Below are 20,621 nucleotides of genomic sequence, written 5' to 3'. Positions count from 1 at the left end.
TATCGGTTGTAACAGGCCTAACTTGAGGACCGTCGGCCGGATTACGGGCATAAAAAAACCGCCCCGAAGGGCGGTTCTTTCTGCAGCGGCTTGGCGGGTTACAGGCCGTTCTTGGCCTTGAACTCGCGGCGGCGGCGGTGCAGCACCGGCTCGGTGTAGCCGTTGGGCTGCTTGGTGCCTTCGAGGACCAGCTCCAGCGCGGCCTGGAAGGCCACGCTGTTGTCGAAGTCCGGCGCCATCGGGCGGTACAGCGGGTCACCCTGGTTCTGGCGGTCGACTACCGGGGCCATGCGCTTGAGGCTCTCGATCACCTGATCCTTGGTCACCACGCCATGGCGCATCCAGTTGGCCACGTGCTGGCTGGAGATACGCAGGGTGGCGCGGTCTTCCATCAGCGCGATGTCGTTGATGTCCGGAACCTTGGAGCAGCCGACGCCCTGTTCGACCCAGCGAACCATGTAGCCGAGGATGCCCTGCGAGTTGTTGTCCAGCTCGTTGCGCTTTTCTTCCTCGCTCCAGTTGGTGTCTTGCGCCAGCGGGATGGTGAGGATGTCGTCGATGGACGCCTTCTCGCGCTTGGCCAGTTCGACCTGACGCGCCTGCACGTCGATCTTGTGGTAGTGCATGGCGTGCAGGGTGGCAGCGGTCGGCGACGGTACCCAGGCGGTGTTGGCGCCGGCCATGGGGTGGCCGACCTTCTGCTCGAGCATCGCGGCCATCAGGTCAGGCATGGCCCACATGCCCTTGCCGATCTGCGCCTTGCCCTGCAGGCCGCAGGCCAGACCGACGTCGACGTTGTTGTTCTCGTAGGCGCTGATCCACTTCTCGGCTTTCATGGCCGCCTTGCGCACCATCGGGCCGGCTTCCATGGAGGTGTGGATCTCGTCACCGGTGCGGTCGAGAAAGCCGGTGTTGATGAACACCACGCGCTCGCGCGCTTCCTTGATGCAGGCCTTGAGGTTGATCGTGGTACGACGCTCCTCGTCCATGATGCCGACCTTGAGGGTGTTGCGCGGCAGGCCAAGAACGTCCTCGACGCGGCCGAACAGTTCGGTGGCGAAGGCCACTTCTTCCGGGCCGTGCATCTTCGGCTTGACGATGTACATCGAGCCGGTGCGGGTGTTCTTGCGGCTGGTGTTGCCTTTGAGGTTGTGCACCGCGATCAGGCTGGTGAACAGGCCGTCCATGATGCCTTCCGGCACTTCATTGCCTTCCTTGTCGAGGATGGCGTCGTTGGTCATCAGGTGACCGACGTTACGGATGAACAGCAGCGAGCGGCCATGCAGGGTCAGCTCGCCGTTGCCGTCGGCCTTGGTGTAGACCCGGTCCGGGTTCATCGCGCGGGTGATGCGCTTGCCGCCCTTTTCCAGCTCCTCGACCAAGTCGCCCTTCATCAGGCCGAGCCAGTTGCGGTAGACGATGGTCTTGTCGTCGGCGTCGACGGCGGCGATGGAGTCTTCGCAGTCCATGATGGTGGTCAGCGCCGCTTCCATCAGGATGTCCTTCACGCCGGCGGCGTCGGTCTGGCCGATCGGGCTGGCCGGGTCGATCTGGATCTCGAAGTGGATGCCGTTGTTCTTCAGCAGCACGGCGATCGGTGCGCTGGCTTCGCCCTGGAAGCCCTGCAGCTGGGCCGGGTTCTTCAGGCCGGTGGTGCTGCCGTCCTTCAGCGAGACGACCAGCTTGCCGCCTTCGATGCGGTAGCCGGTGGAGTCGACGTGCGAGCCGGTTTCCAGCGGAGCGGCTTCATTGAGGAAGTTGCGCGCGTAGGCGATGACCTTGTTGCCGCGGATCTCGTTGTAGCCCGGGCCCTTGGTAGCGCCGTCTTCTTCGGAGATGGCGTCGGTGCCGTAGAGGGCGTCGTACAGCGAGCCCCAGCGAGCGTTGGCCGCGTTCAGGGCGAAGCGCGCATTCATGATCGGCACCACCAGCTGCGGGCCGGCCATGCGGGCGATTTCTTCGTCGACGTTCTCGGTAGTGGCCTGGAAGTCTTCGGCTTCCGGCAACAGGTAGCCGATTTCCTGCAGGAAGGCCTTGTACGCCACGGCATCGTGGGCCTGACCGGCGCGAGCCTGGTGCCAGGCGTCGATCTTGGCCTGTAACTCGTCGCGCTTGGCCAGCAGGGCGCGGTTCTTCGGCGCCAGGTCGTGGATGACGCTGTCGGCGCCAGCCCAGAAGGCGGCGGCATCGACGCCGGTACCGGGAATCGCCTCGTTGTTCACGAAGTCATACAGGACTTTGGCGACCTGCAGGCCACCGACTTGAACGCGCTCAGTCATTACTCGCCTCACTTGGTTCTTCTAATTTCGCCGGACGGTTTCGCTTTTGTAGTCCGAGGTCGCCGGATACTACATGAAGCGTCGGGGAAAATCAGTCCGCTGAAAGCGCAGGTTGCGTCGGCCTTGCGAGCATGCCGGTACAGGCGGTGCTGTCATCGCGAGTGGGGCCTGCTATACCTATTGGGCCGTCGCCATCGGGCGCGCGAATCCCGCCACAGGAGCAGTCCATGGATCACCTCGTTCTCACCGTCATTGCCAAAGATCAGCCCGGTCTGGTCGAACGACTGGCCAAGTGCATTGCCGATCATGGCGGCAACTGGCTGGAGAGCCGCATGTCGCGCATGGCCGGGCAGTTCGCCGGCATTCTGCGGGTGGCCGTGCCGGCAGACGCCCATGCCGAGCTGACTGCCGCGCTGGAAAGCCTGCAGACCCAGGGCATTCGCGTGTTGCTGGCCCACAGCGGTGCGGAGCCGACAACAAGCTGGCAGGAAATTCAGCTGGAACTGGTCGGCAACGATCGCCCGGGCATCGTCCGCGACATCACCCACCTGCTCGCCGAGCACGGCGTCAATCTGGAAAGCCTGGATACCGAGGTGCTGCCGGCGCCGATGAGCAGCGAACTGCTTTTCCGCGCCGAGGTGCGTCTGGCGGTGCCCAGCGAGCTGTCGCTGGAGCTGCTGCAGCAGCGCCTGGAAACCCTTGCCGACGACCTGATGGTCGAGCTCAAGCTGCAGCCGGCCGAGCGGATGTAGTGCTCAGCCGGCGCTTTTGCGCATGATGCGCCAGGTGTCCAGGCTGTACACCGCAAGTCCGGCCCAGATGCAGAAGAAGGCCAGTTGCCGGTCGACCGGGAACGGCTCGCCGAACAGCTGCACGGCGAGGATCAGCAGCAGCGTCGGCGTCAGGTACTGCAGGAAACCCAGGGTCGAATACGGCAGGTGGCGCGCGGCGGCGTTGAAGCCGAGCAGCGGGATCAGCGTCACCGGGCCGGCCGCCATCAGCCAGAGCGCGTCGGTGCTGGTCCAGAATGCGGGTTCCGTGCTCGTGCCGCTGCTGAACCAGAACAGCCAGACCAGCGCGACCGGCAGCAACATCCAGGTTTCCACCACCAGTCCGGGCAGTGCGGCCACCGGTGCCAGCTTGCGCAGCAGGCCGTAGCTGCCGAAGCTCAGCGCCAGCACCATGGAAATCCATGGGAATTCGCCGAGCATCAGCAACTGCAGACTGACACCGACGGTGGCCATCGCCACCGCCAGCCACTGCAGCGGGCGCAGCCGCTCACGCAGCACGATCATGCCGAGCAGCACATTGACCAGTGGATTGATGTAGTAGCCCAGGCTCGCCTCGACCATGCGGTCGTGGTTCACCGCCCAGACGTAGATCAGCCAATTGGCCGCGATCAGCACGCTGGAGATACCCAGCACGCCCAGGCGCCGCGGGTGCGCCAGCAACTCGCGCCACCAGCCTGGATGGCGCCAGACCAGCAGTACCAGCGAGCCGAACACGGCCGACCAGATCACCCGCTGGGTGACGATCTCCAGCGCGCCGTACTGCTCGAGCGCCTTGAAGTAGAGCGGAAACATGCCCCAGATGCTGAAGGTGGCCAGCCCCAGCAGATAACCCTTGCGCAAATCGGCGGTTTGCATGAATTCCTTCTACGGGCAGCGGAGAGCCGGCCATTCTGCGCCTTTGCCTGCGGGAGAGAAAGATTAGTCAGCTAACAGAGCGATCCCGCGCGACGGACTGTCCGATCGATCAACAAAGGGGAACACTCGGGCGCTTGCCCTCGTCTCATCTGCATCGCTAATCGAGACGGCAGCGCGCGGGTCAGCGCGAGCGGAGGACGGCAATGCGCTTGCACAATCAGGTCGCCCTGGTCACCGGCAGCACTCAGGGCATCGGCCGCGGCATCGCCGTGCGCCTGGCCGAGGAGGGCGCCGATATCGTCATCAACGGCCGCAAGGAGGACGACGAGGCCCGCGAAAGCCTGAAGCAGGTGCGCGCCCTCGGTCGACGGGTGTGCTTCATCGCCGCCGATGTCGGCGAGGTCGGGCAATGCCGCCGGCTGGTGCGCGAGAGCATCGCGCAGATGGGCAGGCTGGACATCCTGGTCAACAACGCCGGGGTGCAGAAGCATGCGGCGTTCCTCGAGGTACAGGAGGGGGATTACGACCAGGTTCTGGACGTCAACCTGCGTGGGCCGTTCTTTCTTGCCCAGGCCTTCGCCCAGTACCTGCGCGAGCAGGGTCGTGGCGGGCGCATCATCAACAACAGCTCGGTGCACGAGGAGCTGCCGCATCCCAACTTCACCGCCTACTGCGCGAGCAAGGGCGGGCTGAAGATGCTCATGCGCAACATCGCCATCGAACTCGCGCCGCTGGGCATCACGGTGAACAACGTGGCGCCCGGCGCGGTGGAGACGCCGATCAACCGCGAGCTGATGAACCAGCCGGACAAGCTTGCCAACCTGCTGCAGAACATCCCGGCCGGCCGTCTCGGCCGCCCGCACGACGTCGCTGGCGTCGTCGCCTTTCTCGCCTCACCGGATGCCGAATACATCACCGGGACTACACTGGTGGTCGATGGCGGCCTGCTATGGAACTACAGCGAGCAATGACCGATACCCCCCCGAACCAGCCGTTCAGTCATGACACCAGCGCCATCTCGCGGGCCGACACGCTCAGCCCCGCCGATCGCTACCAGGAGCTGTTCGTCGCCGTGCAAATGCAGCGGGTGTTTGCCGACAGCAAGACCTTCGTCGACTGCGCGCCGCGGCGCCATCCCGAAGCCATCCTCGAGGCCTACCGCGCCTGCTGCAACGAGCCCGGCTTCGATCTGTCCGCCTTCGTTCACGAGCATTTCAGCCTCTACGAGATGCCCGCCAGAGACTTCGTCGCCAACCCCGACGACAACCTGGCCGAGCACATCGACCGGCTCTGGCCGGTGCTGACCCGCCATCCACGTGAACATCCGGCGCATTCCTCGCTGCTGCCGCTGCCGTACGACTACGTGGTACCAGGCGGGCGCTTTACCGAGCTGTACTACTGGGACTCCTACTTCACCATGCTCGGCCTGGACGAAAGCGGACACTGCGATCTGCTGCGCTCGATGGCAGACAATTTTGCCTACCTGATCGACACCTACGGCCACGTACCCAACGGCAACCGCACCTATTACCTGGGGCGCTCGCAGCCGCCGGTCTTCGCCCTGATGACCGAGCTGTTCGAGGAAACCGGCGTCCACCGCGCCAGCGACTACCTGCCGCAACTGCGCAAGGAATACGCCTTCTGGATGGAGGGTGCCGACTCGCTGCGCCCAGGCGAGCAGCATCGACGCTGCGTCTGTCTGGCGGACGGGGTGGTGCTCAACCGCTACTGGGACGAGCGCGACACACCACGCGAGGAGTCCTATCGCGAGGATGTCGAGACTGCGCGGGCCAGCTGCCGGCCGCGGCACGAGGTCTATCGCGATCTGCGTGCTGGCGCCGAGTCGGGCTGGGACTTCAGCTCGCGCTGGCTCGACGACGCCCATCGGCTGGCGACCATCCGTACCACCGGCATCCTGCCGATCGACCTCAACGCGCTGCTCTACAAGCTGGAGCGGCAGATCGCCGAGCTGTCGGCGGTGAAGGGCCAGCACAGCTGTGCCGAGACCTTTGCCCAGCGTGCCGAATCGCGCCGGGCGGCCATCGACCGATACCTGTGGAACCCGCGTTGCGGTGCCTATTTCGATTACGACTGGCAGCGTGGCCGGCCTCGCGACAACCTCACCGCCGCGACCCTCGCGCCATTGTTCGTGCGCATGGCCGGTGCCGAGCAGGCCGCGGCGGTGGCGGCGACGGTACGTGAGCGCCTGCTGGCGCCGGGCGGCCTGGCCACTACCGAGATCAGCGGCAGCGGCGAGCAGTGGGACCGCCCCAATGGCTGGGCACCGCTGCAGTGGATGGCCATTCGTGGCCTGCAGCACTATGGCCATAACGCCCTGGCGCTCGAAATCGAGGAGCGCTGGCTGACCATCGTCAGTCACCTGTTCGAGCGCGAGAACAAGCTGGTGGAAAAATACGTGCTGCGGCCCTGTACCGAGCATGCCGGCGGCGGCGAATACCCGTTGCAGGACGGCTTCGGCTGGACCAACGGCGTCACCCGCAAACTGATGCAGGAAGATCCCAATCACGAGGCCAACCGCTGTCGTGCCGGGCATTGTCGCAGCGCGCCGGCTTAACGCAGCTGGCAATCGCACGGGCGCTATTTCCACACGGATGCCATGGATCAATAGTTATCGTACAACTGCTGGGCTATGATAAGCGTCGCTTCCGCTTTCAGAGATTGCCGCCCATGGAAAACCAGAGCGCTCAACCGCGTGCCCGCCGCAAACATCGCAGTCTTGCCCAGGAACTGGTCGCCGAACTGTCGCAGCAGATTCGTGATGGGGTGATCAAGCGTGGCGACAAGCTGCCGACCGAGTCGGCCATCATGCAGGCACAGGGCGTCAGCCGCACCGTGGTGCGCGAGGCGATCTCGCGGCTGCAGGCCTCGGGGCTGGTGGAAACACGGCACGGTATCGGCACCTTCGTGCTGGATACGCCGAGCACCACCGGACTGCGCATCGACCCGGCGACCATCGGCACGTTGCGCGATCTGCTGGCGATTCTCGAATTGCGCATCAGCCTGGAAGTGGAGTCGGCCGGTCTGGCCGCGCAGCGCCGCACGCCCGAGCAGCTGGCGGCCATGCGTGCCTTCCTCGATCAGCTGAACCAGAGCGCGGCGCACTCCAGCGATGCGGTGGCCTCGGACTTCCAGTTCCATCTGCAGATCGCCGAGGCCACCGGTAACCGCTACTTCACCGACATCATGAGTCACCTGGGCACCACGCTGATTCCGCGCAGCCGGGTCAACTCTGCGCGCCTGGCCCATGACGATCAGCAGCACTACCAGGCCCGCCTGGGCCGCGAGCACGAGCAGATCTACGAGGCCATCGCCCGGCAGGACCCGGAATCGGCCCGCGCCGCCATGCGTCTGCACTTGACCAACAGCCGCGAGCGGTTACGCCAGGCCCATGAGGAAGCTGAGGCGAGCACGGTCGGCTGACCGCCGCGCCTCGTCAGCCAGCTGCCGCGCCCGGCGGCGGGCGACGCTTCTGCACGAACCCTAGCGGCGGTACGCCAGCAGCACGATGCCGCCGACCACGATCAGCCCGCCGAACACCTGCGAGGGGCCGAGCAGCTGACCGAGCACCAGCCAGCCGAGCAGCATGCCGGCGACCGGCTCCATGTTCATCACCGGCGCGTTGCGCGCGATGTTCAGCCGTGGCATGCAGATGAACAAGGTCGAGAAGGCCGCGCCGTAGAGCAGCACCAGGCAGGCGAGGGCGATCCAGCCGGCTGTGGCGTTGGGCAGGCCGAGCCCGCCGGGAATCAGGCCGCTGCTGCCGAGCAGGGCCGAGGCGAGAAACACCACGATCAGCGTCAGCATGCTGCGCACCGAACCGGCCATGCTCGACAGCTTGTGTTCGGTCACCCACAGCGCCACCGCGAACACCGCGGCGGCCGTCAGGCTGAACAGGATGCCGGCGACCCACTGGCCATCCGGTGCCTCGGCGCTCAGCAGGCGCGCCGGCACATCCAGCACCAGCACCAGGCCGAACAGGATCAGACCCATGATCGCCAGCGCCTGACGGGTCGGCCTTGGGCCGCCGAGGAGCCAGGTGAGCAGCGCCAGCAGGATCGGCGAAAGGTTCACCACCAGCAGTGCCAGCGCCACCGGGACGCGCGCCACCGCCGAATAGATGCAGAAGCTCTGCACCGCGATCAGCAGGCCGAGCAGAAGCTGCCAGCGCCAGGTGGCCGGGCTCAGGCGCAGCGACTCGCGCCGCCAGAGCACCAGCGCCGCCAGCACCACAAGGGTCACGCCGGCGCGACAGAGCATGGCCAGCAGCAGGCCGGTGTCGTGATCGAAGGCGATGCGCGCGGCGATGTGGTTGCCGGCGAACGAGCAGGCCAGGGTCGCCAGAATCAGCACGGAGATATGGCGGGGAAACGGCGCGGCAGCTTGCATGAAATCCAGTCCTTCTAGTGCCTGTACAGAGTTCTACGCATTCGGATTGCAGGATGGCTTGGCGTTAGGCGGCCAGTTCAGGGTGGTGTCTGCGTCAGTGTGCAAAGTAAAACGCCGCCCGGGTGGGCGGCGTCCTCGTTCCCATTTGCGTGCCGTCAGATTTTGTAAATGAGCATTCCGAGCCTGTTTTTAACGCAGGAGGGCCGACGCGCAGCAGATCGTGAGCTGGATCAGAGCACTACGCTCGGCAGCCACAGCGAGATCATCGGGATATAGGTCACGGCCATCAGCACGGCGAACAGCGCGGCGTAGAACGGCAGCAGCGCCTTGACGGTGTTCTCGATGCTGACCTTGCCGATGGCGGCACCGACGAAGAGTACCGCACCAACCGGCGGGGTAATCAGCCCGATCCCCAGATTGACCAGCATGATCATGCCGAAGTGCACCGGGTCGACGCCGAACGACGTCACCACCGGCAGCAGGATCGGCGTGAGGATCAGGATCAGCGGCGCCATGTCCATCAGCGTGCCGAGCACCAGCAGCATCGCGTTGACGCACAGGAGAATCACATAGCGATTGTCCGACAGGGTCAGGAACGCGGTGGTGATCTTCGCCGGGATCTGCATCAGCGTCATGATGTAGCCGAAGCTGGCGGCGAAGGCGATCAGGATCATCACGATGGAAAGCGTACGCACCGTGCGGTGCAGCATTTTCGGCAGCTCGCGCCACTGGTAGTCGCGGTAGATGAACATGGTGACGAAGAAGGCCCAGACCACGGCCACCGCGGCCGACTCGGTGGCGGTGAACACGCCGGAGAGGATGCCGCCGAGGATGATCACCATGGTCATCAGCCCCCACAGCGCCTCGACGCAGATCTTCAGCGCCTGGCGCAGCGGCACCACTTCGCCCTTGGGGTAGTTGCGCTTGCGCGCGAACAGCAGGCAGAGCGTGGCCATGGCGGTGCTGAGCAGCAGGCCAGGGCCGATGCCGGCGACGAACAGCGCGGAAATCGATACGGTGCCGCCGGCCGCCAGCGAGTAGATCACCGAGTTGTGGCTGGGCGGGGTGAGCAGCGCCTGCACCGAGCCGCTGACGGTCACCGCGGTGGAGAACTCGCGCGGATAGCCCTTCTTTTCCATCTCCGGAATCAGCACCGAGCCCACCGAGGCGGTATCAGCCAGCGAGGAGCCGGAAATCGCGCCGAAGAAAGTCGAGGCGGTGATGTTGACCAGCGACAGCCCGCCACGGACGAAACCCACCAGCACGCCGGCGAAGGCCACCAGTCGGCGGGCCATGCCGCCCTCGGCCATGATCGCGCCGGCCAGGACGAAGAACGGGATGGCCAGCAGGGAGAATTTGTTCACGCCGCCGGCGATCTGGATCATCACGGCATGCAGGGGAATATCGATCCACCAGGCGCCGACCAGGGTGGCCAGGCCGAGGGCGTAGGCTACCGGGACGCGTAGCAGGATAAGGACGATGAAACTGCCCAGCAGGACGACGGCATCCATTACACGGACTCCTTGGACTCTTCGCGGGCTTCGTAGTCGACGACCCGGCGTTTGCTCTGGTCGCCGTACAGCAGTTGCTCGATGACGAACAGCAGGGTGATCAGCCCGCCCAGTGGGATCGGCGCATAGCTGACGCCGACGCGCATCCAGGGCAGGGTGCTGAGGTACTGGTTCCAGGTGGCAACGCACAGCTTGTAGCCCCAGATCAGCATGAACAGGCTGATAGCGGCCATGGCCAGGCGCACGAACAGAACGACGAAAGGCTGGGCCAGCGGCGGCAGGCGATCACTGAGCACCTGCACGGCCATGTGCGCGCCCGCGCGGTAGCTGGCGGCGGCGCCGACGAAGGTGAACAGCACCATCAGCAGGATGGCGATGGGCTCGGGCCAGCCGAGGCCCTGGCCCAGTGCGTAACGGCTGAACACGCCCCAGGGGATGATCGTCGCCATGATCACGATCGCCAGGGCGGCGACGATGACGCAGGCGCGATAGATGACGTCATTGACGCCCAGAACCAGGTTTTTCATGAGATTCCACCGGTTGCATCGCGGCGGTGCGGGCCGCCGCGATGCGCTTGCACGAGGATTACTGAACGGCTTCGATGCGCTTGATCAGCTCGGCGTAGGGCGCGCCGTACTTCTCGCGGATCGGCGCGGTCGCGTCGAAGAAGGGCTTCTTTTCGACTTCGATGAACTCGACCCCGGCTTCCTTGAGCTTGGCTTCGCTGGCGGCGGACTTCTCGTCCCACAGCTTGCGCTCTTCGAACTGCGCTTCCTTGGCGAACTTCTTCACCAGCTCCTGCTGCTCGGCACTGAGCTTGTTCCAGGTGGTCTTGGAGATCACGATTGGCTCGGGCAGGATCAGGTGGCCGGTCAGGCTGTAGTACTTGGCGTTGCGGAAGTGGTTGTGCTCGAGCATGGTCGGCGGGTTGTTCTCGGCACCGTCGATCACGCCGCTCTGCAGCGCGCTGAAGATCTCGCCGGTGTCCATGGCGATACCGCTGGCGCCCAGGGCATTGAAGGTTTCGATGAACATCGGGTTGCCGATCACGCGGATCTTCATGCCCTTGAGGTCTTCCAGACTCCGCACCGGCTCCTTGGTGTAGAGGTTGCGCACGCCGCCATCCATCCAGGCCAGGCCGACCATGTTGAATTCGGAATTGGTGATCTTGTCGAGGATCTCCTGGCCGATCTCGCCATCGATGACCTTGCGCATGTGTTCATGGTCGCGGAACACGAACGGCATGTTGAACACGTTGACGTCCGGGACCACCGGTCCGAGGGTGCCGAGGCTGACGCGGGTCATCTGCACGGCACCGAGCTGCACCTGCTCGACCACTTCCTTTTCTGAGCCGAGGACGCCACCGGAGAACATGCGGTAATCCAGCTCGCCCTCGGTGGCTTCGGCGATCTTCTTGCCCATGTTCTCCTGCGCGACCACCGTGGGGTAGCCGGCCGGGTGGATCTCGGCGATCTTCAGCGTCATGGCATGCGCCAGCCCGCTGACGCAGAAGGCGAAGGGTAGGGCGGTAACGAGCAACTTGCGTTTGAGGTTCATGACACTCTCCATCTTGTTTTTGTTGGTGTGCAGCGTTGCGAGAAGCGAGGTTGGGCACGCAGCGGCCCTTCCCTGGTGAGTCAGTTGAAAGTGGGTTCCTCCAGTCCGGTAACGCCCGGGTTCAGGGCGAAGACGCCCCCGGCCAGCGGCTGGTCGCCGAGATCGCCGCCGGGGCGGATCGAGGTGACGAACAGGGTGTCCAGACGCGAGCCGCCGAAGGCGCACATGGTCGGTTTCTTCACCGGTACTGCGAGCGAGCGGTCCAGCCGGCCATCGGGGGTGAAACGGTGGATCAGCCCGGCATCGTTGCCGCAGATCCAATAGCAACCGTCGGCATCCACCGCGGCGCCGTCGGGCCGGCCGTGGTGGTCGAGCATGTCGACGAACAGGCGTCGGCCGGTCGGCGTGCCGCTGTCCGTGTCGTAATCGAAGGCCCAGATCTTCTGCACGCTGGGATGAGAATCGGAGAGGTACATGGTGCGTCCATCCGGGCTGAAGGCCAGGCCGTTGGGCACGATGAAGCCATCGAGCTGCGGTCGCAGCGACGTAGCGCCGGCATCGCCATCCAGCCGGTAGAGCGCGCCGACCGGATGTCCGGCGGCCATGTCCAGCGCCATGCTGCCGGCCCAGAAACGGCCCTGGCGATCGCAGCGGCCATCGTTCATGCGCATCTCGGGCAGCTGGTGCTCGATGGTCGCCAGCGCGCGGCTGTCGAGTTGGCCGTCCGGGCGCGTCTGCAGGGCGAAGAAGCCGCTCTCCATGCCAGCCACCCAGCCGTCGCCGTGACGCGCGATGCAGGCCAGCATCTGCTCGCCCTGCCAGTGGGAAACCTGGCCGTCGGCAGCGCTCCAGCGCAGCAGCTCGCGGTTGGGGATGTCGACCCAGTACAGCGCCTGTTCGGCGGCGACCCAGACCGGGCTTTCACCAGTGGCGCAGCGCAGGTCGGCGATGAGTTCAGCTTCACTGGCCATTGCGTTTCTCTTTGTTGTTGTACGCGGGCGAAGGGGGCGATCAGTCGAAGGGGCCGGCCGCGACGAAGGCGCCGCCCTGGTAGATGCCGGCCGGGTCGTCAGCGCTGTACGGCGGTTGCTGCTCGACCTTGTCGCGGAACGCTTCGGAGCTGTCCTGCGCCTGGAAGCCCAGGTGCGCCGCCAGATGGTTGTCCCACCACACGTCACGGTTGGCGGACATGCCGTAGACCACGGTATGGCCCACCGCTGGCGTGAACAGCGCGCAGCGCATCAGCTCGGTGAGATCGCGGAAACTGAGCCAGGTGCTCATCATCCGGCGGTTGGCCGGCTCGGGAAACGAGGAGCCGATGCGAATGCTCACGGTCTCGATGCCGTAGCGATCGTGGTAGAAGCTCGCCATGTCCTCGCCATAGGACTTGGACAGGCCGTAATAGCCGTCAGGGCGCCGTGGTGTTTGGGCGTCCAGGGTTTCGGTCTGTGGGTAGAAGCCGATCACATGGTTGGAGCTGGCGAAGACCACACGCTTGATGCCATGCAGGCGCGCCGCTTCGTAGATGTGAAAGGTGCCGCGGATATTGGCGTCGAGGATTTCCTCGAACGGCCGCTCGACGGAGACACCGCCGAAGTGGGCGATGGCGTCGACACCTTCGCACAGGGCATGCACCGCCGCCTTGTCGGCGAGGTCGCACGGCACGACCTCCTCGTGCTCGCCGGCTGCCGGAGCCATGGGCGCGATATCGGACAATCGGATGATGCGGGCGTAGGGCTGCAGACGTTCACGCAGTTCCTTGCCGAGGCCGCCCGCTGCACCAGTGAGCAGAAGGCGGCCGAACGGGGGATTTTGAGTGGTGGTCATCGGAGTGCCTGTCGTTATTGTTTTGAAGTCATCTGTTGTCATATGACATGGCGCAAATATCAGCATTTGCCTGGTTAAATGTCAACAGGCTTAAAGTCGTATTCGCTCAGCTGTGCTGGTGCACCCGGTGCGCGCCGTTGGCATATGTGGGCGTTAAGCCTCTCCGCCAGCGGCTCCCTGGCTGTGGCGGTGACACCTGGCGAAGGCGACAACCGAGCTCATCGTTTTCGACGATAGTTGTATGATGACTTGGCGGAATAGCAAGACCTGCGACAGGACACCTTCGGCTTAACTAGCGCCTGCGATGCGATCGTCAGGCTCGCTTCAGTGTATCCGGCATGATCCGCGACCTATGGCAGCAGCTCCAGGGGCGGGTGTGGTGCGAGGCTCGCGCAACGCTATCGCAGCAGGTGCTGCTCCACCCATTGAGCGACCGTCGTGGTCGGAATGCCGCGCTCAGCGTTATAGGTGAGGGATTTGTCCCAGGCGACTCCCACGCCCTCGGCAAATACCGCCCGGTACTTGCGCATGGGGTCGTCCGGGGCGGCCATCAGCTCGTTTCGTAGCATCGGGATCGTCCATTGCTCACGCCGCATCGGGCGCCTCAACACGCGCTCGATGGTGTCGGCCAGCTGGCCATAGCTGATGGTATCGCCGGCGCAGAAGACTATCGGGTCGCCCTGGACCGGTTCGCAGACGACTCGGGCGGTCAGGTCGCCGATGTCCTCCGGGGTCGTAACCGTCACAGTGGTATCCCAGCTGCCGAGAGCGCGAACGATGTCGTTGTCCAGATCGACCACGCCCAGCGCCGGCTCGAACAGGAAGCTGGTGAACATACCGGTGGAGATGATCTGCCATTGAAGCCGGGTTTGCGCACGCAGCATGTCGCGTACGTTCAGCTGTTCGTCGAACAGTGGCTGTGGGCTCCCGCGACCGATGGCGTCATAGTCGACGCCGAACTGCCATGGGATATAGCGCTTCACGGTCGACTGCAGCGCCGCCTGGGTCAGTTTGCGTTGGATGCCGGGCCCCGCCGCGAAGCCAAGGCAGCTGATCAGCGTGTCGAAACCGCTGAACAGCTGCGCCAGACGCTCAACGGAGTCGCCAGCTGCATCGGCATGGACATAGGCGACCCCGAGGTGCTCGAGCGTTTCGGCCTGCGATCCGCCCTGGTCATGCCCATCAGCGGGTGGTCGCAACATTGCCGTGACGCGCGACTCGGGTCGGCCGGCAAGTGCCTGGAGCACGGCCATGCCGAGTTCGCCGACTCCCAGTACCAGGACGTTGTCAGTCTTTTCAGGGGTGAGTGACTGCATATGTGCGATCTCCTCGATGGACTAGCGATGGACGGGTTTTATCCTGTCACTCTCGATGGGCATACAGAAGAAGGCACACGCGTGATACCGCATGAACACATGACCGAAGATGAGGTGATCCATTATTCGCAGGCTGCGTGCGAGGCGCTCAGCGCCGAGGATGGCAAGCTCAAGCGTGAGGTGCTGACGCATGCCGGTAACCGATGGTCGCTCGGCATCGTGCACGCGTTGGGCGTAAGCGGAAAACTTCGCCATGCCGAGCTGGCCCGCCGCCTGGACGGCATCACCCAACGCATGCTGACTCGCAGCCTCAGGCAGCTGGAGCGCGACGGACTGATTCTGCGCTTCGACCACCGGGAAGTGCCGCCGCGGGTGGAATACGAGCTGACGGCGCTTGGCCGGAGTTTTCTGGCTCGCATGGTGCCGCTGTGGATGTGGCTGCTGGAGAATGCCGAGGCGTTTCGCGCATCCCGTGATCGTTTTGGCGGGAGCAACCCAGGTAGCGCTCGCTGACGCTCAGTTCGCTGGTCTGTTTCGGCGCAGGCCGAGGGGCTGACAGTAGCCACGGCGAGGCGGATCGGCGGAGTCAGACTCGCTCCTCGGTGGGCCCGCTTGGAGCGGCAGCCGCTTCAGAACTGCCGGACCAGCGCGGCGACCGCGATGCCGGCGGCAATCGCTGGCAGTGGCTTCTTCAGCACCAGCATGGTCGCTGCCGTGGCCAGCAGCGCCAGGCGGGCGCCGGCGTCCCCCTGCAGGGCTATGGGCGCGACGATCGCCACCAGCACCGAGCCGGACATGGCGGTGATGAACTGCCGGACGCGGTCGCTGATCGGCACGAAGGCCATGACGAGCACGCCGCCCCAGCGCGTCGCCAGGGTCACCAGGGCCATGACCAGCACCACGATCAGCGCGCCGGCGCCCGTTGCATCAAGATTCACGCGCTTTCTCCTGCCACAGCAGCCCCATCGCGCCACCGGCCAGCGCGCCCACCACCACGTGGCTGTTCTCCGGCAGGTAGCTGAAGGCGAGCAGCGAGGCGGCGGCGGCAACGCTCCAGATCACCAGCATGCGCAGGTTCTTTTCGCCGCCGACCACCATCGCCAGCAGGAAGCAGCCCATTACCATGTCCAGGCCCAGGCGCTTCGGATCACTGACCGCACTGCCGAAATGGATGCCCAGCCAGCTGCCGACCACCCAGAACGACCAGAGCGCAAGGCCGCCACCGAGCAGCAGGCCGAAGCCCGGGCGGTTGCGGTTGAAGGCCTGCATGGCCATCGCCCAGTTGGCGTCCGAGGCGATCAGCATCACCCCGTAGCGCCGACCCGGCGGCAGCTGGCGCAACCAGGGATAGAGCGTGGCGCCCATCAGCAAGTGGCGGGCGTTGATGGCGAACACCGTGACCATCAGGGTGAACAGCGGCACCTGAGTGCCCCACAGCTCCAGCGCGGCGAACTGCGAGGCGCCGGCGAACACCAGCGCGCTCATCGTGAGGATCACCGAATCGTCCAGCCCGTTCTGCACTGCCGCCAGACCGAAGGCGGCACCGAACAGGGTGACGAAGATGGAAATAGGCGCGAGCTGGCGAAAACCGGTCCAGACCATGCGCCGGTCGAAATGATGCAACTCGGTTTCTGTGTCGGTCATGCAAGTTCTCCAGTTGAGCGCGCTGGACTGGCGGAGCTGTCCGTGCATTGCCCGGCCGGCCAGATTAAGACCAGTTCGATCGGCGCAACAGTTCAGTTGCGCACCAATCGGCCGGTACAGCGTAGGTGCAGCGGCAGCATCGAGGCGGGCGAGCCGTTCAGGCGACACGGAGCGAGCGGCTCCTGCCTGGTTTGCCTGCTGCGGCTAGATCGGCGGCATGCTCTGGGCAATATCGCCGGCCGCCTGACGCACGGCATCGCGCGCCGCCTCCAGCGCCGGGTTGTCGTTGTCGTCGCGCCAGGCCAGGTGCAGCTCGGCGCAGATCCCCGCCGGCAGCGGCAGTTCGCGAAAGCACACATGCTGGAAGCGGATCGCGCCGGCCCCGCGCGGCACCAGCGCCAGGCCGAGGCCAGCGTTGACCAGCGAGAGGATGGTCAGCGTCGAGCCCAGCGACTGGACGAATTCGGGCTGAATGCCGCTGGCGCGGAACAAGCCGGTGTGCAGCTCGTTGAACGGCTGCCAGGCGCCATGGGCATAGAGGATGAACGGCTCGCCATTGAGCATTTCCAGGGTCGGCGCCGGATGCTGCGCCAGCGGGTGCCGGACCGGCGTCGCCAGCACGAAGGGCTCGCGCAGCAGGCATTCGCTGACCAGCCCCGGCTGCTGCAACGGCTCGCGCACCACCGCCAGGTCGACCCGGCGTGCGCGCAGTGCCTGCAGTTGTTCGAAGGTGGTGGTCTCCAGCAGGTTGATGGCCACGCCTGGCCGCTCCCGGCGTACCTGGGTGATGGCGCGCGGCAGGAAGTCGTAGACCGCGCTGGCCACGAAGCTGATGGTCAGCGAGCCGCTCTCGCCCAATGCGGCCAGTCGCGCGCCCTGCGCCGCGCGGTGGGCCTGGTCGAGCAACGCCTGAGCCTCGACGAAGAAGGCGCGGCCGGCGGCGGTGAGCGCCACCGAGCGCGTGCTGCGGGTGAACAGCGCGACGCCGAGCTGATGTTCCAGCAACTGGATCTGCCGGCTCAGTGGCGGCTGGGTCATGTTCAGACGCTCGGCCGCGCGGCGGAAGTTCAGCTCGCTGGCCAGGATGGTAAAGCAGCGCAGCTGGGCAAGTTCGAACATTGATCCGTTCCTGGTATCAATCGAGTGCAGAAATGAATTAGACCGTATCAATCCTTCGGGGAGATTATCCAGCTCATTCCCTGATTGACGAGGCGGCGACACACGAATGAGCGACCTCTATGAAGCGGACCGCATCAGCTGGATCGGCCTGCGTGCTGTGGAGTTGCCATTGCAGCGGCCCGTCAGCGACGCCAAGGTGCTTACCGGGCGACAGCTGCCCCTGGCGTCGGTCAGCCTGCTGTTCGTCGAGCTGCAGTCGCAGCAGGGGCATCACGGCCTCGGTTTCAGCTACAGCCTGCGCACCGGCGGCCCCGCGCAATATGCCCACGCGCGGGAACTGGCGCCGTTGCTGCTGGGCGAAGACCCCAACGACATCGCCCGCCTGTGGAGCCGGCTGAGCTGGGCCAGCGCCTCGATCGGGCGCAGCGGCCTGGCGCTGCAGAGCATCGCCGCCTTCGATACGGCGCTGTGGGACCTCAAGGCGCGCCGCTCCGAGTTGCCGCTGGCCAAGCTGCTCGGCGCCCATCGCGACGCGGTGCCCTGCTACAACACCTCCGGTGGCTATCTGCAGGCGCCCATCGAGGAGGTCATCGAAAAGGCCGAGGCGTCCCGCGCGCGCGGTATCGGCGGGATCAAGCTGAAGATCGGCCAGCCGAACCGGCGCGAGGACCTGCGCCGCGTGCGGGCGCTGCGCGAGGCGCTGGGGGCGGATGTGGCGCTGATGGTCGACGTCAACCAGCAATGGGACCGCACCACCGCGGCGCGCATGGGGAGGGCGCTGGAGGAGTTCGACCTGACCTGGATCGAGGAGCCGCTGGACGTCCACGATCTGGACGGCCATGCCGCCCTGGCCGCGCAGCTGGTCACCCCGGTAGGTAGCGGCGAGATGCTCGCCAGTGCGGCCGAGGCCTGTGCCTTCGTCGAGCGCGCGGCGGTGGATGTGATCATGCATGACGCGCCGCGCATTGGTGGCATCACGCCGTTCCTGCAGGTGGCCGAGGCGGCGCGGCGGCGCGGAATCATCATGGCGCCGCATTTCGTCATGGAATTGCATATCCACCTCGCTGCGGCCTACGAACATGCCACGTGGGTCGAGCATTTCGAATGGCTCGAGCCGCTGTTCCAGGAACGACTCGAGATCCGCGATGGCTGCATGCAGGTGCCGACCCGGCTCGGACTGGGGCTGAGCCTCAGCGAGCGGGTGGCGGGCTGGACGCTGGCAAGCGATGCGTTCGGTCGGCGCGGCTGAGCCAAACCCTCCTCCGGCCGGAAGAAGGGCGTCGGTTTAGGTACGCAGGGCCTGCGCGATGGCACCGCTGCGTGGCCGCACGGCGCTGTACAGCTGCCAGAGCACGAAGGCCAGGGCCAGGCCGAGGAATGTCGCGGCGATGGGGTTGCTGACGAAGGCGGCGAAGTTGCCATCGGACAGCATCAGGCCGCGGCGCAGGTTGGTTTCGGCCATCGGCCCGAGGATGAAGCCGATGATGAAGGGCGCGACCGGCATCCCCGCCTTGACGAAGCCGTAGCCGAGCAGCCCGAACAGCAGGATCGACCAGACGTCGAACAGCCGGCTGGAGAGGCCGAACGCGCCGACCACACAGAGCACCAGAATGATCGGCAGGAGGATGTGCTTGGGCACGTCGAGCAGCTTGATGAACAGGCGCAGGCCGTAGAACTCCATGAACAGCATCATCACCGAGGCCACCAGCAGCGCGGCGAAGATGGTGTAGACCAGCGGCCCCTGGCTGACGAACAGCAGCGGCCCGGGCTGGATGCCGTGGATCAGGAAGCCGCCAAGCAGGATCGCCGTGGTGGTGTCGCCGGGGATGCCCAGGGTCATCAGCGGCATCATGGCGCCGCCGATGCCGGCGTTGTTCGCCGTCTCGCTGGCGACCACGCCGCCGATGTTGCCCTTGCCGTAGGTTTCCGGCTGCTTGGCGCGCTTCTTGGCGACGATGTAGGAGAGCAGGTTGGAGGTGCCGGCACCGATCCCCGGGAGGATGCCCACCGCCAGACCGATCAGACCGGAACGGCTGGCGTTGGGCAGCTCCTGGCGGAACTCCCTGAGCGAGAAGCCGAAGCCCTTGATGTGCTTCATGCTCACCGAGCCGACCTTGCTGCGCGCGGCGTGCCGCCCTGTTTCGGCGAGCTTGATGACCTCGGCCACGGCGAACATGCCGATCATCACCGTGAGCATGGAGAAGCCGCCGTTCAGCTCGCTGACGCCGAAGGTGAAGCGGCGCACCGCCTCCACCGGGGCGATGCCGACGGTGGACACGGCGATGCCCAGCGTGCCGGCAAACAGCCCCTTGACCATCGAGCCGGCCGACAGGGTGGCGATCAGCGTCAGGGAGAACACCGCGATGGCGAAGTATTCGTGCGGGCCGAAGCTCAGCGCCACCTTGGCCAGCTGCGGGGCGATGAACATCAGCGCGATGATGCTGAAGATGGTGCCGAGAAAGGAGAACACGATGCCGACGCCGAGCGCCTTCACGCCCAGCCCCTGCTCCATCAGCGGGCCGCCGTCGAACACCGTGGCGATGGACGATGGCGTGCCGGGAATCTTCAGCAGGATCGCCGAGATCAGGCCGCCGGATGTGGCGCCGATGAACAGCGCGACCAGCAGCGACAGGCCGGCCTGCGGACCCATGGTAAAGGTCAGCGGCAGGCACAGGGCGACCGCCATGGTCGCGGACAGACCGGGCACGGCGCCGAAGACGATGCCGACCGCGACGCCGCCGAGCATCAGCAGCAGGATGTTGAGCGAGAAGACGGCACCGAAGCCTTGCTGCAGTAATTCGAGCATGGTCGATTCCTCAGAAATTCAGCAGGCCAGCGGGCAGCAACAGGTCGAACGCCTCGCGGAACAGCAGGTAGATGACGATGGACGTGACCACTGCGATGGCCGCGTAGGGCAGGTGGCGGACCTTGTGGTCCACCGGCGTCAGGACGATGAACTGCAGGTAGAGGTACAGCGCGGTCATGATCGGAAAGCCCACCGGGCCGAGCAGCACCACGTAGAGCAGGATCAGGCCGAGGGTCTTCAGCACGGTCAGCGGCTCGATGACGCTGGTACTGGATTGCTCCGGGGCGTCGGCGCCGCTCTCGGCTGCGGGCCGCGCGCGGTTGCCGAAGGCGCTGAGCGTCTGCAGCGCCCCGAGCAGGCAGAGCAGGAAGGCCAGCAGGGTAGGGACGGTGGCGGCATCGATGCCGTCGTGGCCGGGTACGCGGTAGGCCATCACCAGATAGGCGATGCTGGCGCCGAGCATGGCCACGCCGATGATCAGTTCTTTCTTGTTCGCAGTGGTCATGGCA

Annotated in this window: 20 protein-coding genes; 6 read left to right on the top strand and 14 right to left on the bottom strand. The window is 65.5% G+C overall.

Annotation, left to right across the window (positions count from 1 at the left end):
* Positions 1-98: 98 nt before the first annotated feature.
* The gene (locus OUY36_RS20125) at positions 99-2,279 is read right to left on the bottom strand and encodes a malate synthase G (protein WP_200630355.1); all 2,181 of its coding nucleotides are present in this window, start codon (positions 2,277-2,279) and stop codon (positions 99-101) included.
* 227 nt (positions 2,280-2,506) lie between these two features.
* On the opposite strand from OUY36_RS20125, the gene OUY36_RS20120 reads away from it, so the two are divergent.
* Positions 2,507-3,031, top strand: coding sequence for a glycine cleavage system protein R (locus tag OUY36_RS20120; protein WP_267935758.1), 525 nt, complete (start codon positions 2,507-2,509; stop codon positions 3,029-3,031).
* A 3-nt stretch (positions 3,032-3,034) separates the two neighbouring features.
* On the opposite strand, the gene rarD is transcribed toward OUY36_RS20120, so the two are convergent.
* Positions 3,035-3,925, bottom strand: coding sequence for an EamA family transporter RarD (gene rarD, locus OUY36_RS20115; protein ID WP_063540751.1), 891 nt, complete (start codon positions 3,923-3,925; stop codon positions 3,035-3,037).
* A gap of 203 nt (positions 3,926-4,128) precedes the next feature.
* Here rarD and OUY36_RS20110 point away from each other — a divergent pair, with 203 nt between their 5' ends.
* From OUY36_RS20110 to OUY36_RS20100, 3 genes are all read left to right on the top strand, one after another.
* Positions 4,129-4,896, top strand: a complete 768-nt coding sequence (locus OUY36_RS20110) for an SDR family NAD(P)-dependent oxidoreductase (RefSeq protein ID WP_110778876.1) — start codon at positions 4,129-4,131, stop codon at positions 4,894-4,896.
* The gene (gene treF, locus OUY36_RS20105; RefSeq protein ID WP_267935755.1) at positions 4,893-6,500 is read left to right on the top strand and encodes an alpha,alpha-trehalase TreF; all 1,608 of its coding nucleotides are present in this window, start codon (positions 4,893-4,895) and stop codon (positions 6,498-6,500) included. Before OUY36_RS20110 ends, treF begins: the two co-directional genes overlap by 4 nt.
* 113 nt (positions 6,501-6,613) lie before the next feature.
* Positions 6,614-7,366 (top strand): FadR/GntR family transcriptional regulator, encoded by a 753-nt coding sequence (locus tag OUY36_RS20100; RefSeq protein WP_133455430.1) that lies wholly within the window; start codon positions 6,614-6,616, stop codon positions 7,364-7,366.
* A 60-nt stretch (positions 7,367-7,426) separates the two neighbouring features.
* Here OUY36_RS20100 and OUY36_RS20095 read toward each other — a convergent pair whose 3' ends face one another.
* The 7 genes from OUY36_RS20095 to OUY36_RS20065 all read right to left on the bottom strand — a co-directional run bounded on the left by OUY36_RS20095 (position 7,427) and on the right by OUY36_RS20065 (position 14,543).
* Positions 7,427-8,332: an EamA family transporter gene (locus OUY36_RS20095; protein WP_267935753.1), complete on the bottom strand. Its 906-nt coding sequence runs from the start codon at positions 8,330-8,332 to the stop codon at positions 7,427-7,429.
* A 230-nt stretch (positions 8,333-8,562) separates the two neighbouring features.
* Complete coding sequence (locus OUY36_RS20090) at positions 8,563-9,843, bottom strand: TRAP transporter large permease (protein WP_208216918.1); 1,281 nt, start codon at positions 9,841-9,843, stop codon at positions 8,563-8,565.
* Positions 9,843-10,370, bottom strand: a complete 528-nt coding sequence (locus tag OUY36_RS20085) for a TRAP transporter small permease (protein WP_156245026.1) — start codon at positions 10,368-10,370, stop codon at positions 9,843-9,845. Before OUY36_RS20085 ends, OUY36_RS20090 begins: the two co-directional genes overlap by 1 nt.
* A gap of 58 nt (positions 10,371-10,428) precedes the next feature.
* Positions 10,429-11,400, bottom strand: coding sequence for a TRAP transporter substrate-binding protein (locus OUY36_RS20080; protein ID WP_267935750.1), 972 nt, complete (start codon positions 11,398-11,400; stop codon positions 10,429-10,431).
* An 80-nt stretch (positions 11,401-11,480) separates the two neighbouring features.
* On the bottom strand, positions 11,481-12,371 hold the full coding sequence (locus OUY36_RS20075) for an SMP-30/gluconolactonase/LRE family protein (RefSeq protein ID WP_267935748.1): 891 nt from the start codon (positions 12,369-12,371) through the stop codon (positions 11,481-11,483).
* Between the two features lie 40 nt (positions 12,372-12,411).
* Positions 12,412-13,227 carry an NAD-dependent epimerase/dehydratase family protein gene (locus OUY36_RS20070; protein ID WP_267935746.1) on the bottom strand — a complete coding sequence of 272 codons (816 nt, stop codon included), beginning with the start codon at positions 13,225-13,227 and terminating at the stop codon, positions 12,412-12,414.
* A 398-nt stretch (positions 13,228-13,625) separates the two neighbouring features.
* Positions 13,626-14,543: an aromatic alcohol reductase gene (locus tag OUY36_RS20065; RefSeq protein ID WP_267935744.1), complete on the bottom strand. Its 918-nt coding sequence runs from the start codon at positions 14,541-14,543 to the stop codon at positions 13,626-13,628.
* 99 nt (positions 14,544-14,642) lie between these two features.
* Here OUY36_RS20065 and OUY36_RS20060 point away from each other — a divergent pair, with 99 nt between their 5' ends.
* A complete protein-coding gene (locus OUY36_RS20060) occupies positions 14,643-15,056 on the top strand; it encodes a winged helix-turn-helix transcriptional regulator (RefSeq protein ID WP_267938219.1) in 414 nt (137 codons plus the stop codon).
* Between the two features lie 116 nt (positions 15,057-15,172).
* Here the strand turns inward: OUY36_RS20060 and OUY36_RS20055 are convergent, their stop codons facing one another.
* The 3 genes from OUY36_RS20055 to OUY36_RS20045 form a co-directional block, all read right to left on the bottom strand.
* Complete coding sequence (locus OUY36_RS20055) at positions 15,173-15,481, bottom strand: AzlD family protein (RefSeq protein WP_267935742.1); 309 nt, start codon at positions 15,479-15,481, stop codon at positions 15,173-15,175.
* Entirely contained in the window at positions 15,471-16,187 is a 717-nt protein-coding gene (locus tag OUY36_RS20050; RefSeq protein ID WP_267935740.1) for an AzlC family ABC transporter permease, read from the bottom strand. The genes OUY36_RS20055 and OUY36_RS20050 overlap by 11 nt, the downstream gene beginning before the upstream one ends.
* A 204-nt stretch (positions 16,188-16,391) precedes the next feature.
* Positions 16,392-17,306 (bottom strand): LysR family transcriptional regulator, encoded by a 915-nt coding sequence (locus OUY36_RS20045; RefSeq protein WP_267935738.1) that lies wholly within the window; start codon positions 17,304-17,306, stop codon positions 16,392-16,394.
* Between the two features lie 106 nt (positions 17,307-17,412).
* On the opposite strand from OUY36_RS20045, the gene OUY36_RS20040 reads away from it, so the two are divergent.
* Positions 17,413-18,555 carry an L-talarate/galactarate dehydratase gene (locus OUY36_RS20040; protein ID WP_267935736.1) on the top strand — a complete coding sequence of 381 codons (1,143 nt, stop codon included), beginning with the start codon at positions 17,413-17,415 and terminating at the stop codon, positions 18,553-18,555.
* 36 nt (positions 18,556-18,591) lie between these two features.
* Here OUY36_RS20040 and OUY36_RS20035 read toward each other — a convergent pair whose 3' ends face one another.
* Both OUY36_RS20035 and OUY36_RS20030 read right to left on the bottom strand, forming a co-directional pair.
* A complete protein-coding gene (locus OUY36_RS20035; RefSeq protein WP_267935734.1) occupies positions 18,592-20,112 on the bottom strand; it encodes a tripartite tricarboxylate transporter permease in 1,521 nt (506 codons plus the stop codon).
* 10 nt (positions 20,113-20,122) lie between these two features.
* The gene (locus tag OUY36_RS20030) at positions 20,123-20,617 is read right to left on the bottom strand and encodes a tripartite tricarboxylate transporter TctB family protein (RefSeq protein WP_267935732.1); all 495 of its coding nucleotides are present in this window, start codon (positions 20,615-20,617) and stop codon (positions 20,123-20,125) included.
* Positions 20,618-20,621: the final 4 nt, after the last annotated feature.

The organism is Stutzerimonas sp. R40042, assembly GCF_026642215.1.
Classification (GTDB): domain Bacteria; phylum Pseudomonadota; class Gammaproteobacteria; order Pseudomonadales; family Pseudomonadaceae; genus Stutzerimonas; species Stutzerimonas frequens.
This window is presented reverse-complemented; position numbering and strand designations above follow the sequence as displayed.